Raw genomic sequence first — 14,930 nt, 5'->3', positions numbered from 1 at the left:
CCTTTCCGTCTGGGTCTGTGCCGGATCGGTTCTTCCGGTGTTCCGGGATGTCACCGTTGTGTACGTGTGAGGCTTCCACTTGTCCCTCAGTGCCATATGCCCACGAAACCTTTGCCTATGGCATGTGGCAGAAACAAGCACAGGGGGAATGCCGTACGGCAGGACCGGACGGGCGTGTACCACACGGGACACACCCTCAATCAAACGTCAACGGTCTGCTTTTTGGACAAAGTTGGGGTCGATCTTGTGTCGCCTGGAAACGATCAACACCATAATGTGGTCGGCCTGTTCGGGACGGGACCACTGCCGATGCACCACCTGCTCGAACAACAGCCCGAGCAGGCGTTTCGCAGAGGAGGGCTCGCGATGGACGGATACTTCGCCAGTCGACTGCATCATCAATTACGTGACCATGTCCGCGACTTCGCGGAGAGGGAGGTACGTCCGAGGATTCCCGCGATGGAGGCCGCCCGCTCGGTCCACCGCGATCTGTCCCGGCTGATAGCCCGGCAGGGCTGGCTCGGCGCCACCATCAGCAAGGAGCACGGCGGGATGGGTGTCGGCCACCTCGCCAAAACCATCATCATCGAGGAACTGTCCCGGGTCAGCGGGGCCATGGGCGCGATGATCCAGGCCTCCCAGCTGGGCGTTGCCAAGATTGTCCATTTCGGCAGCGACCAGCAGAAGAAGACCTGGCTGCCATCCATCGCCGCAGGCGAATGCCTGCCGACAATCGCGGTCACGGAACCCGAGTCGGGCGGCCATGTGCTGGGCATGAGAGCCACCGCGGTGCGGGACGGCGACGACTACATCCTGAATGGCCGAAAGGTATTCGTCGGCAACAGCCATGTCGGCGATCTGCACGGCGTGGTGGTCAGGACCGCTCCAGGATCGAAGGGGCTGACGGCCTTCCTGGTCGAGTCGGACCGCCCGGGGTTCGGAGTCGGCGAGCAGCGGCCGACGATGGGACTGCACGGCTTCAGCTTCGGTGAGCTGCACTTCCACAACTGCCGTGTCCCGGCCCCGAACCGGCTCGGCGAGGAGGGCGACGGTCTGTCCGTGGCGTACTCCTCCAGCGTGCTGTACGGCCGCGCCAACCTCACCGCCGTGTCGCTCGGCATCCACCAGGCGATCCTGGAGGAGACCACCCGCTTCTGCGCGGAGCGGCACCGGTATGGCAAGCCGCTCCATGAACTTCCGTCCATCAAGCTGAAGTTGGGAAAGCTGCAGTCGCGGCTGATGACCGCCCGGCTCGCCGCGTACCACGCCGTGCACCTGCTCGACCAGGGCCTGCCGTGCGATGCGGAGCTGATGAACGCCAAGCTGGTCAATGTCGAGTCGGCGATCGACTCCGCGCGCAACGCCATGGAGATCCATGCCGCAGCCGGGCTCTTCACCGACCGCCCCATCGAACGGTATCTGCGGGACGCACTCCATATGTTCGCCCCGGCCGGGACCTCCGACATTCAGCTGCTGCGCCTGGCGGAGGTCGCGCTGGGCACGGCGAAGGGGCAGTGGTCGCAGCGGCTGGCCGACGAGATCAGGCTGGAGCCCGCTCTTTGACTCGTGACTCCGCCCCGGACCCGACTGAAGACACTCCCCCTACGCCCTGCGGGCGTAGGGGGAGTGCGCGCCTCAGATGCGGCTGTCCTCGCGCCGGTGGATCTGCTCGATCAGCTCCGCGGCCAGCGTCTTGATGGTCTCCAGACCTGCCCGCCCCCACGGCCGCGGCTCGGTGTCGACGACGCAGATCGTGCCCAGTGCGATCCCCGTACGGTCGATCAACGGCGCCCCAAGATAGGAGCGGATGCCGATCTCGTCGACGACCGGGTTCCCCGCGAACCTCGGATAGTCGCAGACGTCCTCCAGCACGAGCGCCTTGCGCCGTACGACCACATGCGGGCAGTAGCCGTGGTCGCGCGCCATGAAACGGCTGACGTCACCGCCACCCGCCGCGGCCGCCGCGCCCAGATCGTTGCCGCTGTGCGTACCGGCCGGGGTGTGCAGCCCGGCGAAGAACTGCCGGTTCTCATCGATGAAGTTGACCATCGAGTACGGCGCGCCGGTCACCTCCGCGAGCCTGTGCGCGAATTCGTCGAAGGCGGGATCGGGCCGGTCCCCGAAGCCGAGCTGGCGCAGCCGTCGCACACGGACGGGCGCTTCGCGGTCGACGGGGGTCAGCAGCAGATGACCGGTCGGGTCATACGTCATATTGGTGCTCCGTAGCTCGGTGCCGGAGCCGGCACCGCGGTGGTGGTGAGCAGATGCTGGACGAGGGTGACCAGCGTCCCTGTCGCCGAGCTGGCGATCCGCGCGTCGCACAGCACGACCGGCACCTCCGGCTTGAGGTCGATCGCGGCCCGCACTTCCTCCGGTTCGTAGCGGTACGCGCCGTCGAACTCATTGACCGCGACGACGAATCCGATGCCGCGCCGCTCGAAGAAGTCAACGGCGGAGAAGGAGTCCTCGAGCCGGCGGGTGTCGGCGAGGACGACCGCGCCGAGCGCGCCTTCGGAGAGTTCGTCCCACATGAACCAGAAGCGCTCCTGACCGGGGGTGCCGAAGAGATAGAGCACATGGCTCTTGTCCAGTGTGATCCGGCCGAAGTCCATGGCGACCGTCGTGGTGGTCTTGGACTCGATGCCGTCCAGGCTGTCGGTGGCCGCGCTGACCTGCGTCAGCAGCTCCTCCGTACTCAGCGGTGCGATCTCGCTGACCGCTCCCACGAAGGTCGTCTTGCCCACCCCGAATCCCCCCGCTATGAGGATCTTCAGCGCGGTGGGGAAGAGCCCGTCGAGTTCAGAGCCGTCGTCGTAGGCCATCGAGCACCGCCTCCAGCAAAGAACGGTCAGTGGGTGTGTGGCCGCAGCGGGGCGCCCGCGCGGTGAGCGCGCCGCAGTCCACGAGATCGGAGAGCAGCACTTTGGTGACGACCGCCGGCAGCCTGAGGTGCGCCGAGATCTCGGCGACCGAGGTGGGCCCGTCGCACAGGCCGAGCGCCAGGGCGTGCTCGGGGCCCAAGTGCTTCTGTGGCACGGTCCCGGTGGCCATCACCAGTGAGAGCAGGTCCAGCGCGGTTGTCGGACGGGTGCGGCCGCCGCTCACCGTGTACGGGCGGATGAGCCGGCCGGCCGCGTCGTCGAGCAACGGCCCGTCCTTGGGGGACGGCACTCTCATTGTCCTGCGGCGCTCGGCGTCACCGCCGACTGTCTGGCCGGCGTGGTCAGGTAGGGCCGTACGCTCTTGACCAGCATCGCCATCTCGTAGCCGAGGACCGCGGCGTCCGCCTCGCGCCCGGCGAGTACGGCGAGGCAGGTGCCGGAGCCGGCGGTGGAGACGAACAGCAGCGTGGAGTCGAGCTCCACCACCACCTGGCGTACCTCTCCGCCGTCACCGAAGCGCGCTCCGGCGCTGCGGCCCAGGGAGTAGAGGCCGGAGGCGAGTGCCGCCATGTGGTCGGCGCTGTCGGGGTCCAGGCCGTGCACGGATTTCACCAGCCCGTCGGAGGAGAGCAGCACCGCGTTACGGGTGTACGGCACACGCTGGACCAGGCCGCTGAGCAGCCAGTCGAGGTCCGAGACATGACCGTTCGGCACATCGCTCGCCATGGTGCATCTACTCCTTGGAGGTGTTGTCGTGGCGCTGCGGTCCGGGCTGGGGGCCGGGGTCCGCGGGGGAATGGGACTCGGCCAGTCCGATGCCCCGCTGGAAGGCCGCCATCAAGCCAGGGTCGTGGAGGGCGTGGTCGTCGTCCTTGCGGGGCGACGGGGCGTCCCTGAGCTGAGGGACGAGGTGTTCCTGACTGCGGCGTCGGGGCAGTTGGGGGCGGCCCATGGTGCCGCGGACCACCCCGCCCGCGGGCGGATCAGGGGTGGTGTGGGCGGACTCGGCGGGTGAACTCCCCTGCGGCGCCGAGTGGTCGGCGCCCGGGAGGGCGGCAGCCGGGTTGGGCCTGTCGGCGTGCTCTCCACGTACAGGAAGGGGGCCCGCGCCAAGTGTGGCGTGCACCGTCTCGCGCTGCGGCTGTGACTGTGGTTGTAGCTGCGTCTGCGGCTGCGATTGCTGCCAGTGCTGCGGCTGGAGCTGATCCAGGTACGGCGGGGAGTGCGGCTGCTGCGGGATCGAGGGGGACTGCGCCGCGGCCGCCCGGGGGACTGCCGTCCGGCCGCTTGGGTCGTGCCCGGCTTCGGACGCCGCGTCGGCCGCCCGAGCGAGTCGTTCCGGCTCGGAGCCGAGCAGCCCCTGCGGCAGCACGAGGATGGCCTGGACGCCGCCGTAGATATTGGACTGGAGCCGGACCGCGATGCCGTGTCTGCGGGCCAGCGCCGAGACGACGAAGAGGCCGATCCGCCCGTCCTGCAGCAGATGGGCGACATTCACCTGGTCGGGGTCGGCGAGCAGGGCGTTCATCTTGTTCTGCTCGCCGACCGGCATGCCGAGGCCACGGTCCTCGACCTCGACGGCGAGTCCGGCCGTGACGTGCGAGGCGCGCAGCAGCACCTGGGTGTGCGGCGCGGAGAACAGCGTGGCGTTCTCGACCAGTTCGGCCAGCAGGTGGATCACGTCGGCGACGGCGTGGCCGCGCAGTGTGCCGTCGATCGGCGGCACCAGCTTGACCCTGGGGTACTGCTCCACCTCGGCGATCGCGGAGCGGAGCACCTCCGTCATGGTGACCGGGTTGGACCACTGCCGCCGGGAGATCGCGCCGCCGAGGACGGCGAGGTTCTCCGCGTGCCTGCGGATGCGGGTGGCGAGGTGATCGACATGGAAGAGGCCCTTGAGCAGCTCGGGGTCCTCGACCTCGTTCTCCAGCTCGTCGAGGAGCTGGATCTCCCGGTGGACCAGCGACTGGAGCCGCCGGGCCAGATTGACGAAGACTTCGACCTTCTGTTCGTTGCCGACGCTGCTGGAGAGCCGGGACGCCTGCACCACCGCCGCCACCGCGGCTTCGTGCGAACGGCTCAACTCCTCGGTCAGCAGGTCGAATTCGTCCCCGCCGGGCGGGGCGGGCGAGGGCGTACCGCGGGCAGGCGGTGCCTCCCCCCGTCTGAGCTGCTCGACGACGGTGCGCAGGTCCGCCTGCCCGCGCGCGCTGGAGCGGCGCAGGTCGGCGCACCGGTCGAGTACGGACTTGGCCATGCGGTCCGCACCCATCGCCGCCGCCGCCACGGCGGCCATGGCGACCACGGCGGAGGCGGTGAGCACCGCCCACAGACTCGCGGATGGCTGAGGGGTGGCGATGCGGATCGTGAATATCACCGCGGCTGCGCCGCTGAGCGCGGCGACGACCGCCGGCAGGGCTGCTGTCCGCAGGAGTTGAGGGCGTATACGGGCTTCCGGCGACGACGGCACGGGATGCGACCTTCCCGCTGACGACAGGGAGCGGGCGCCTGGCCGGCCGTGGCGCCCGCCCTCACGGCGGTCCGGCCGCGCGGCGGGTGCGCGTAGTTGAGACATCAGCGTCCTTGGTACGTGGGGCCCCAGGAATCGGCGTACTGGTCAGCTTCGGCTCAGCGGACGGCTTCGCATACGCGATATCGAATGAAATATCGGTACGCAATATGAGCCGCCCGTTGATCACCGGCCACACACGGTAGTCGCCAAGCGGGCACGTGCGACGGGCAGTTGACAAACTTGCCCGACATTCGTCCCGCTCTGGTATGAGGTCCCGCACGGTTGCCCGAAAACGCTCGCCCGGCCCCCCTCGCCGCGTCGGCGGCGGGGGCCGGACCGGCAGCGGCCGGACGCTCGCGGATCAGGCGGTCGGCGCCACCTCGGGGCTGCCCGTGCCGCCGGAGGTGGCCCAGCCTTCGACGGGCACGGTCGCCACCGCACGCCACCACAGCTCGGACGGAACGCCCTCGGCGGTCGGCTCGAACGGCTCGCCCGGTCGCGGCAGCGCTATGGGTGCGCCCGCGGCGGCCGCGGCCTCGACCGTACCCTCGCCGGGCTCGGCCCACGGGTGCGGCGCGAGGTTGAACGTCCCCCAGTGGATCGGCAGCATCACGCCGGACGGCTGCCCGCCCTGGAGGTCGAGGTGGGCGCGCATGCCCTCGGCGGGCGTCATATGGATGTCCGGCCAGTACTCGCTGTACGCGCCGATCTGGATCATGGTGGCATCGAAGGGGCCGTGCTCGGCCCCGATGTCCTTGAAGCCGGGGAAGTATCCGGTGTCGCCGCTGTGGTAGATCCGGTGCTCCGGGCCGGTGACGGCCCAGGACGCCCAGAGTGTGTGCTGCTGGTTGCGCAGCCCGCGGCCGCAGAAGTGGCGGGCCGGGGTGGCGGTCAGCCGGATACCGGCGACTTCCGTCGACTCGTTCCAGTCCAGCTCACGCAGCCGGTCGGCGGGCACTCCCCAGCGCTCGAGGTGCGCACCGACGCCCAGCGGCACCGCGAAGACCGTGTCCGTGGAGACCAGGGCACGGATGCTGGGCAGATCGAGGTGGTCGTAGTGGTCGTGGGAGATGACGACGACATCGACCGGGCCCAGGTCCGCAAGCGGCACGGGAACAGGGTGCAGCCGCTTGGGGCCGGCAAAGGAGAAGGGTGAGCAGCGCTCGCCCCAGACCGGGTCGAAGAGAACTCGCCGACCATCGATCTCGGCGAGAACGCTGGAGTGACCGATCCAGGTGACCCGCAGCCCGGAGGCCGGCGGTTTCGCCAGGTCGGCGAGGGTCGTGGGGTGCACGGGCACCACGCCGACGGGGGACCGGCGCGCCCGCGTCTCCTTGCGGAAGTAGATCTTGGCAAACTCGATCATGGAGCCGCCGGACGGCCTGGTCCTGGCTCCCACCGGGTTCTGGAAGGACCCGTCTGAGAAGTTCGGCGAGCGGCGGATCCGCTCCCACCGCTCTCCGGCCGGGTCGGCGCCGAACGCGGCGGGTCGCAGCGAGCGCAGCCGGGAGCTGAGAGGGGGGTGGGGGGAGTCAGCGCCGGTCACGGCACCTCCAGGTGTCGGGGTCTCTTCATTATGTGCGGGGGGTACGACAGTGCGAACGCGCGGGGACCGCACACCGTGCTCGCGCTGGTCGGCGTCACCCTGGGTGTGCCGGCGGTGACGGTCACCGGCACCGGTGAAGGGCTCAGCGGCGCGGCTGGCCATAGGCCCGTTCGACGCGCAGCCGCAGCACCAGGCGCTTGTCGCGGACCATCGCGCGCCGGTAGTCGTCCCAGTCCGGATGCTCGCCCTGCACGTCGCGGTAGAGGGTGATCAGCTCTTCGACGGTGGCGTCGTGCGGGTCGGCAGCGACCGGGGAGAGGTCGGCCGTGCCCTCGACGACGGTCCAGGCCCAGCGGTCGGGGCTGGTGACGTGGTAGCCGGCGCGCGGGTCGCGGCGCAGGTTCCTCGTCTTGGCCCGGTCGTCGGTGATGGACACCCGGATGATCCGCTCGTGCGGGTAGTAGGCGTGGTTCACATTGGACAACTGTGGCCTGCCGTCCCGCTTGATGGTGACCAGCACGCCTCCGTCGTACTCGGCGATCAGCTCGAGGAGGGCGGCCTCCGCGTCCCGCTGCGCGTCCTGCTGTGCGTCGATGTCCGTCATGACCACAGGAACGCCTGCCTCCATGCGGGTGTTCCTGAAATTCCTCACCCCTGCGATGTCACATCCGGGCCGAGCCGTCCGTCGTAGGCGTGAAAGGCCGTCGCCAAAGGGCGTCGACCACACGTCAGGAGGCTCGTCATGGCCCGTATCTCGCTCACCCCGCGCCGCTCGCTCCTCTTCCGTGCCACGGAGTGGTACTCCAGGCGCGTGTACGGAAAGGTCCTCGACCCCGCCCGGGCGCTGGCCCACAACCCGCGGGTGCTGTGGTCGGATCTCCGTTTCGAGCAGTCGGTGGCGAAGTGGAAGAGCCTCGACCCCACCCTCAAGACACTGGCGGTGATGGCGTCGGCCGCCTCGATCGGGTGCAGCTGGTGCATGGACTTCGGCCACTGGGAGAGCCGGCGGCACGGCATGGACGTGCGCAAGCTCCAGGATGTGCCGATGTGGCGCGACAGTGATGTCTACGCTCCGCTGGAGCGCGATGTCATGGAGTACGCGGAGGCGATGACGGCCAATCCGCCGCGGGTCGAGGACGAGCTCGCGCAGCGGCTGCTCACGGCGCTCGGCGAGGCCGCGTTCGTCGAGCTGACCGCGATGGTGGCGGTGGAGAACCTGCGCTCGCGGATGAACTCCGCACTGGGGCTGACCAGCCAGGGATTCAAGGACAACTGCGAGATTCCGGCCCGTCGGCGCTCCACGGCCGCCTGACCGCGACGACCGTGCGGTCCGCCCGGCGAGTTTGCTGACGATCATGTTGACAGGGGAGCTCGCTCCTCCAGATACTGACTGACGGTTCAGTTACTGCGTCCGTCGTCGTGCCTGGAGGCACCATGCCCGAGCTCCCCGCCGAGCTGGTCCCGCTCAGGGCCGGACGCCGGGCGTACCCGCTCAGGACCAGACGCCGGGCGTATGGGGGTATTCGCGCGAGTTCCCAGTGGAGCCGTGGATGCGGGGACGCCAGGCTGGAGGAGATCGAGGAAGGCACCTCGGACAACATGCGGCTGATCACCTCGAGGAGCATGTGACATGGCGTCGACGACTCTGACGGGCGGCGAAGCCGTCGTACGGGCGCTGGCAGCGCACGGCGTCACCCAGGCCTTCGGGATTCCGGGCACGCACAACCTGGAGATCTACCGGCATCTCGCCGCCTACGGGGTCGCGCATGTGACGCCGCGCCATGAGCAGGGCGCGGGGTACGCGGCCGATGCGTACGCCCGGGTCAGCGGGCGGCCAGGGGTCGCGATCACCACCACGGGGCCCGCCCTGCTGAACATCGCGGCGGCGGTCGGCCAGGCGTACTCGGACAGCGTGCCGCTGCTCGTCGTCTCCCCCGGGATGCCGCTGCGCCACCCGCGCCAGTCGACCGGGCTGCTGCACGAGATGCGCAGCCAGAGCGAGGCGCTGCGGGGCGTCGCGGCGTTCAGCCACCGGGTGTCGACGGTCGACGAGATCGGCGTGGCGGTCGCCCGGGCGTTCACGCTCTTCACCACGGAGCGGCCGCGGCCCGTGCACATCGAGATTCCGCTGGATCTGCTCGAGGCCGCGGAGAAGGCCGGAGCGGTACGGACCGCCCCGCCGGCCGGGTTCGCCGCACCCACTTCGGGCGAGATCCGACGGGCCGTCGACGCCCTGCGCGCGGCGCGGCGTCCCGCGCTCGTACTGGGCGGCGGCGCGCGTGGAGCCGCAGCCGAACTGCTCGTCCTGGCAGAGGAGTTGGCCGCGCCGGTTGTCACCACCGCCAATGGAAAGGGCGTCGTGGACGAGTCCCATCCGCTGTCGCTCGGTGTCTCGCTGCACAGCCAGGTCGTCCAGAAGTGGCTGGCGCGGCGTGATGCGGTGCTGGCCGTGGGAACCGAGCTGGCCGAGTCCGATCTGTGGTCGGCGCCACCGACGTTGAACGGCACGCTGGTACGCGTCGACCTGGACCCCGCACTGATGTACGCGGCGATCCCGGCGGACGTGGCGCTGGTGGGCGACGCGCAGCGGGTGGTGGGCACGCTGCTGTCCGTGTACCGGAGCGGCGGAGGGGGTGGCGGCGAGCCGGGCGGGCGCGGCGTCAGCGCGCAGCGTCCGGCGCGGGATGCCGGGGCGATGATGCCGCGCGGTGCGGAACTGCGGCTCGTACGCGACACCGGGAGCGGCGACCGGGACGCGGACGCCGGAAGCGGAACGGCCGGCGCCGCCGAGCTGCGGCTCGCCCCCGACGCCCGCGCCGAAGAATCCGCCGCCCCGAGCGCCGCCGAGCAGGTCGCCGAACTGCGCCTCGCGCGGGACGCCGAGACCCGGGACCGGGACGCCCGCTGGCTGCCGTATCTACGGGCGATCCGTACCGTCCTCGCAGCCGATGCCGTCATCACCTCCGACAGCGCCCAGTGCTGCTACTACGGCGCGCTCCCGCATCTGCCCGTCGGGCCCGACGCCCGCTATCTGCACCCCACCGGGTTCGGCACCCTCGGCTACGCGCTGCCCGCAGCGATCGGCGCCAAGACCGCAGCCCCGGACCGGCAGGTCGTCGCGCTCAGCGGTGACGGCGGGCTGCAGTTCTCCGTGCAGGAGCTCGCCACCGCCGCCCAGCTCCGGCTCCCGCTGCCCGTCGTCGTGTTCGACAACGGCGGCTACGGCGAGATCCGCGACGAGATGGCCGCGCGCGGCGACGCCCCGGCCGCCGTCGACCTCGCGCCCGTCGACCTGCCCGCCCTCGCCCGCGCCTACGGCGGACACGGCGAGCGCGCCGCGACCCCCCAAGCGCTCGCCGCCGCCCTCACCCGGGCCCTCTGCGCCCCCGGCCCCACCGTGATCACCGTTCCCGAGGAGACCGCCCGATGACCACTCCCCTGCTGTCGCTCACCTGGACCGACCATGTCACCGGCCGCCAGGGCCACTTGGTCGTCGACGGGCTCGTGCGCGGGGTCTCCAGCGGCGGTCTGCGGATGCGCGAGGGCTGCACGCTGGAGGAGGTGGCCGGGCTGGCCCGCGGGATGACGATGAAGGAGGCCCTGCACTACAACCCCGACGGCCGGTACATCCCGCTCGGCGGTGCGAAGGGCGGCATCGACTGCGACCCGCAGGACCCGCGGGCGTACGGCATCCTGGTCCGCTATCTGCGCGCCGTGCGCCCGTACATCGAGACGATGTGGACCACCGGCGAAGACCTCGGCCTCACCCAGGACATCGTCGACCGCGCAGCCGCCGAGGCGGGGCTCGTCTCCTCCATCCAGGCCGTCTACCCGCTGCTCGACGACGAGGCCACCGCGCGCCGGCGGCTCGCGGACGCCTTCGCCGTCGAGGTCGACGGCATCGGGCTCGACGAGCTCGTGGGCGGCTGCGGCGTCGCCGAGTCCGTACTGGTCGCGCTCGACCGAGCAGGTGTCGCGTACGAAGGAACGCGCGTCAGTGTCCAGGGACTTGGCACGATGGGCGGGGCCAGTGCGCGCTTCCTCGCTCGCGCCGGGCTGAGAATCGTCGCTGTCGCCGACGTCAAGGGGACCGTCGCCAACCCGGCCGGCCTGGACGTCGATGCGCTGCTGGCGGCCCGCGACTCGTACGGCACGGTCGACCGGACGGCCCTGCGGCCGGACGACCTCGAGCTGCCGGGCGACGCGTGGCTGTCGATCGACGCGGAGGTACTGGTACCGGCCGCCGTCTCGTACGCCGTCGACACCGCCAACCAGACGCAGATCACGGCCCGTTGGATTGTCGAGGCGGCGAACATGCCGGTGCTGCAGGACGCGGAGGAGCTGCTCGCGCGGCGCGGCATCACCGTACTGCCGGACGTCGTCGTCAACTCCGGTACGAACGCGTGGTGGTGGTGGACGCTGTTCGGTGACATCGACGCCGACGCGGACGAGGCGTTCGCGTACACGCGTCGCTCGATGCGCGCCCTGATCGACCAGATGCTGGCGCGCGCGGAGGCGGACGGGACGACTCCGCGGGCCGCGGCGCACTCGATCGTCGCCGACCGCCTGCCGGTGATCGCCGAGCGCTTCGGCTGGTACAGATGACGGCGCGGGGGGCTTCGCTCGAACTCGACGCGCATGGAGTGCGGGCACCGGCGGACGGCCGCAGCCGCCGCACAACGCCACCCAAGATCGACTGTGTAGGGTGATGTCGTGTCGAGAGTCCGGTTGAGCGTGGCGGAGCGGCGTGAGGAACTGCTCGCTGCTGCCGTCGAGCAGATTGAGGAACGTGGTGTGGCGGCCGTGCGCATCGCCGATGTCGCCTCCGCCCTCGGCGTGAGCAATGCCCTGGTCCTCTACCACTTCTCGACCAAGGAGAAGCTCGTCGCGGCTGCCTTCACCTATGCCGCCGACGGTGACCTTGCCCATCTGCGCAAACTGCTGGGCCGCCGCACATCCGCGCTGCGCCGACTGCGGGCCGCGGTCCGCTGGTACGCACCGACGGGGACGGCCAAGGGCTGGCGGCTTTGGATCGAGGGCTGGGCGGCCGCGCTGCGCGAGCCGACGCTGCGGGAGGTCGCCCGCGATCTCGACCAGCAGTGGAAGGCCGCCCTGACCGAGGTCATCGCGGAGGGCGCGGCTGCGGGCGAGTTCCCGTGCGAGGACCCGGCGGCAACGGCCTGGCGGCTGACGGCGTTTCTGGACGGGCTCGCCGTGCAGATGACCTCGTACGCGGGATCGCTGTCGCGCGCGGCGATGCTGGAATGGACCGACGAGGCGCTCGCCCGTGAGCTTGGCGTGGATCGCGCCGAGCTCACTGCCGCCGCTCGCTGAACGGCCGTGCGCGCACAGCCTCTTCCCCCATACTTGGCAACTGTGTCTCAGCAGCCGCATTTTCAGTCTCAGTCTCAGTCTCAGTCTCAGCAGACAGATCCTCTCCCTCACGATGTGCTGGTGGTAGGCGGCAGCGGCGTGGACACGGTCGTCCGCGTCGACTCCCTGCCGGTCCCGCTCTCGGACTCCGTCGGAGTCGGCCCGATCCGCGAATCGCCGGGCCACACCGGCGGCAATGTGGCCTTGGGCTGCCGGGCCCTCGGGCTGAATGTCACCCTCCTCGACTACATCGGCGACGACTGGCCGGGCCGGCAGGTCCGCGCACGGCTCGCCGAAGGCGGGGTGGCCTTCGAGCCGCTCCTCTCCCCCACCGGAACCCGCCGCGCGGTCAACCTCGTCGACCCCGCGGGCCGCCGCATGTCCTTCTATGACGCCCGCGATCCGGGGGAGTTGCGGATGCCGCGCGACTTCTACCTCCCACATCTGCGGCGGGCCCGCCACGTCCATCTCTCGATCGTGAACTTCGCGCGGTTCCTCTACGACGACATCGAGGCGCTGGGCGTACCCGTCTCCACAGACCTGCACGACTGGGACGGACTGGCCGACCACCACCGGGAATTCGCGCTCCGCTCGGACCTGGTCTTCCTGAGCACGGTGGGCGCGCGCGAGCGGATAGCCTCGGTGATGCGGGAGATCCTGCGCGACGGACGGGCCCAGGCGGTGGTCGCGACGGCGGGCGCCGGCGGCTCGTACCTCCTCACCCGCGACGGCAGCAGCACCCCACGCCCGATCCCCGCGGTGGTTCCACCCGCACCGGTGGTGGACTCCAACGGCGCGGGTGACGCGTATGTCTGCGGCTTCCTGTACGGGCGGCTGGCCGGCCGCGACCTTGAGGAGAGCGCGAGGCTGGGCGCACTGGCGGGCGCCCACGCCTGCACGGCCGAGGGCAGCGGGGCACTGATCGGCCCCGCCGGACTCGTCCCGCCTCAGGTCTGACGCACCGGTTCGTACGCGTCCGCCCGCAGCCCGAAGGTCCAGGCGACGCCCTCCTTCGCGGTCTGGGTCGTGGGCGGCACCCGCAGCCAGTAGGTGCGGTGGCTGCCGTCCGGCTCGGGGCTGGAGTTGACCACTTCGACCATCGTCACGTCCTCGTCGTCGTCCAGCGCGATCCGCCACAGAATGCCTGTCTCGTCCCGGTGCACGGGCTGGGCGTCCGACTCGGCGAGATAGCGGTAGTAGCCGTAGTACTCGAGCATCACGCGCCGCAGTTCGGCGTTCTCTTCGCTGCGTATGCGCTGTGGGGTGAGCGAGGTCAGTTCGCGGAGGAAGTCTGCGGGCACCGGCATGCCGCGCCAGGCGTACAGGGCGAAGCCGTCGGGGAATGCCAGCGCCGGGCCGTCACCCCTGTCGAGCCGGCCGGCCTCGTCCCGGTGGAGCTCCACCGGCCGCTCGCAGATCACCACCGCCTTTTCGTACGGCCACCACCAGCCTGCGTGCACCGCGACCTTGACGAGCCCTTGGAGCCGGTCGCTACGGCCGTCGAAGCCCGCGAGCCAGGCCGCGTCGTGCTGGCCGAGCACCGCGTCGAGCAGGGTCAGCCGGATCTCGGTCTCTGTCGCCGTCGCGTCTCCGATGTCTGCCGTGTCCGCCGTGTGCGCTGTGCCTGCTGTGTCCTGAACGGCGAGTGCGTCCACCACCCCGGTCCGTATCCGCTCGGCCAGTGCCCGCGTGGTGTCCCAGAGCCGGGCACCGGTGAGGCTCCACAGCTCGGCCCAGCCGGCAGGCCCCAACTCGTCGTGGATACGGCGGCGTTCCTCCGCCCACGGGCGGGTGCGTACCTCGTGGCGCACCGAACGGCCAGGGTCGTCGAGCGAGCGGACGGCGGCCACACCGGACCGCGGAGAGTCCGCCCACACGATGCGCTCCGGTTCGGTGAGCCCGGCCGTGCGGTAGGCGAGGCGCACACCTTCCTCGGCGGCGGCCCGGTCCGCCGGTCCGGTCGCCGCCGAGACGGCCCGCCACTTGTCCACGTACTGCATGTGATGCCCCGTCCCCTGTCGTCCTGAATCAGTCTGTTGCTTTGCCGCTCGTCGTCATTCAGTCGGCGACGATGCGGACCGCGCCCGGCAGATACTCACGCTGCCGCACCACGCGGTACCAGCCCTTCGGCAGCGGTATGGGCGCATGCTCCTCGTGCACCACCCGGCCGCCGTCGGGGAGATGCAGAAGCATCGGGCCGAACGGGCCCGGCTCGCACACCAGTCGGCCAGGGCCGGCCACGGCATGCGCGTGACCCGTGACCTCACCCAGTGCGAGCACCAGCCGCCCTCGCGCGTCCCTTGCCTCGCTCGGCGCGTCCACGGCATGCGACGGCACGGCTTCGTCCGTGACGGGCACGATAAGCACGTCTCCCTGCCGGTACATGGCTCTCCTCTCCACGCCCGGCACCGAGTGCGCCGAACCTGGAAAAGACGCTAACGGGAGGGTCTGACAACGGGCCCGGCGCAGGACCCGGGAGGACTCGGTACAGGGTCCGGACCCGGAACCGGCACAGGACCCGGCACAGGCTCCGCCATTCCCCCGACCGGCCCCGTGACGGCAGTTGTCAGTGCGGCTTGGTAGAACTGCTGCCACATCAGCCGATCAACACTGTCCG

16 protein-coding genes are annotated in these 14,930 nt (G+C 70.6%); 7 read left to right on the top strand and 9 right to left on the bottom strand.

The genetic code is table 11. The features are described from left to right. The first annotated feature begins 366 nt into the window (after positions 1-366). Positions 367-1,563 (top strand): acyl-CoA dehydrogenase family protein, encoded by a 1,197-nt coding sequence (locus tag ACH492_RS04170; protein ID WP_398982521.1) that lies wholly within the window; start codon positions 367-369, stop codon positions 1,561-1,563. 72 nt (positions 1,564-1,635) lie between these two features. Here ACH492_RS04170 and ACH492_RS04165 read toward each other — a convergent pair whose 3' ends face one another. From ACH492_RS04165 to ACH492_RS04135, 7 genes are all read right to left on the bottom strand, one after another. Further along, on the bottom strand, positions 1,636-2,211 hold the full coding sequence (locus tag ACH492_RS04165) for a GAF domain-containing protein (RefSeq protein ID WP_398982520.1): 576 nt from the start codon (positions 2,209-2,211) through the stop codon (positions 1,636-1,638). Then, a complete protein-coding gene (locus tag ACH492_RS04160) occupies positions 2,208-2,822 on the bottom strand; it encodes a GTP-binding protein (RefSeq protein ID WP_398982518.1) in 615 nt (204 codons plus the stop codon). The genes ACH492_RS04165 and ACH492_RS04160 overlap by 4 nt, the downstream gene beginning before the upstream one ends. Then, entirely contained in the window at positions 2,800-3,171 is a 372-nt protein-coding gene (locus tag ACH492_RS04155) for a DUF742 domain-containing protein (RefSeq protein ID WP_398982516.1), read from the bottom strand. Before ACH492_RS04155 ends, ACH492_RS04160 begins: the two co-directional genes overlap by 23 nt. A gap of 2 nt (positions 3,172-3,173) precedes the next feature. Next, on the bottom strand, positions 3,174-3,608 hold the full coding sequence (locus tag ACH492_RS04150; protein ID WP_398982514.1) for a roadblock/LC7 domain-containing protein: 435 nt from the start codon (positions 3,606-3,608) through the stop codon (positions 3,174-3,176). A 7-nt stretch (positions 3,609-3,615) separates the two neighbouring features. Continuing rightward, on the bottom strand, positions 3,616-5,457 hold the full coding sequence (locus ACH492_RS04145) for a sensor histidine kinase (protein ID WP_398982512.1): 1,842 nt from the start codon (positions 5,455-5,457) through the stop codon (positions 3,616-3,618). Positions 5,458-5,755: 298 nt separating this feature from the next. Beyond that, the gene (locus ACH492_RS04140; RefSeq protein WP_398982510.1) at positions 5,756-6,940 is read right to left on the bottom strand and encodes an MBL fold metallo-hydrolase; all 1,185 of its coding nucleotides are present in this window, start codon (positions 6,938-6,940) and stop codon (positions 5,756-5,758) included. Between the two features lie 142 nt (positions 6,941-7,082). Then, complete coding sequence (locus tag ACH492_RS04135; RefSeq protein ID WP_398983308.1) at positions 7,083-7,544, bottom strand: PPOX class F420-dependent oxidoreductase; 462 nt, start codon at positions 7,542-7,544, stop codon at positions 7,083-7,085. A 138-nt stretch (positions 7,545-7,682) separates the two neighbouring features. On the opposite strand from ACH492_RS04135, the gene ACH492_RS04130 reads away from it, so the two are divergent. The 6 genes from ACH492_RS04130 to ACH492_RS04105 all read left to right on the top strand — a co-directional run bounded on the left by ACH492_RS04130 (position 7,683) and on the right by ACH492_RS04105 (position 13,270). Further along, the gene (locus ACH492_RS04130; protein WP_398982508.1) at positions 7,683-8,252 is read left to right on the top strand and encodes a carboxymuconolactone decarboxylase family protein; all 570 of its coding nucleotides are present in this window, start codon (positions 7,683-7,685) and stop codon (positions 8,250-8,252) included. Positions 8,253-8,374: 122 nt separating this feature from the next. Beyond that, on the top strand, positions 8,375-8,569 hold the full coding sequence (locus ACH492_RS04125; protein WP_398982506.1) for a hypothetical protein: 195 nt from the start codon (positions 8,375-8,377) through the stop codon (positions 8,567-8,569). Position 8,570: 1 nt separating this feature from the next. Continuing rightward, positions 8,571-10,370: a thiamine pyrophosphate-dependent enzyme gene (locus tag ACH492_RS04120; RefSeq protein ID WP_398982504.1), complete on the top strand. Its 1,800-nt coding sequence runs from the start codon at positions 8,571-8,573 to the stop codon at positions 10,368-10,370. Further along, entirely contained in the window at positions 10,367-11,545 is a 1,179-nt protein-coding gene (locus ACH492_RS04115) for a Glu/Leu/Phe/Val dehydrogenase dimerization domain-containing protein (protein WP_398982502.1), read from the top strand. The genes ACH492_RS04120 and ACH492_RS04115 overlap by 4 nt, the downstream gene beginning before the upstream one ends. 108 nt (positions 11,546-11,653) lie before the next feature. Next, the gene (locus ACH492_RS04110) at positions 11,654-12,274 is read left to right on the top strand and encodes a TetR/AcrR family transcriptional regulator (protein ID WP_398982500.1); all 621 of its coding nucleotides are present in this window, start codon (positions 11,654-11,656) and stop codon (positions 12,272-12,274) included. Positions 12,275-12,391: 117 nt separating this feature from the next. Continuing rightward, entirely contained in the window at positions 12,392-13,270 is an 879-nt protein-coding gene (locus ACH492_RS04105; RefSeq protein WP_398983306.1) for a carbohydrate kinase family protein, read from the top strand. Here ACH492_RS04105 and ACH492_RS04100 read toward each other — a convergent pair. Both ACH492_RS04100 and ACH492_RS04095 read right to left on the bottom strand, forming a co-directional pair. Continuing rightward, a complete protein-coding gene (locus ACH492_RS04100; protein ID WP_398982498.1) occupies positions 13,261-14,313 on the bottom strand; it encodes a DUF6745 domain-containing protein in 1,053 nt (350 codons plus the stop codon). The two genes, ACH492_RS04105 and ACH492_RS04100, sit on opposite strands and share 10 nt — an antisense overlap. Before the next feature lie 58 nt (positions 14,314-14,371). Beyond that, the gene (locus ACH492_RS04095; RefSeq protein WP_398982496.1) at positions 14,372-14,698 is read right to left on the bottom strand and encodes a hypothetical protein; all 327 of its coding nucleotides are present in this window, start codon (positions 14,696-14,698) and stop codon (positions 14,372-14,374) included. Positions 14,699-14,930: the final 232 nt, after the last annotated feature.

The organism is Streptomyces sp. NPDC019443, assembly GCF_044389785.1.
Classification (GTDB): Bacteria; Actinomycetota; Actinomycetes; order Streptomycetales; family Streptomycetaceae; genus Streptomyces.
The sequence above is the reverse complement of the archived record's forward strand: the minus strand, read 5'-3'. Positions and strand labels throughout refer to the sequence as shown.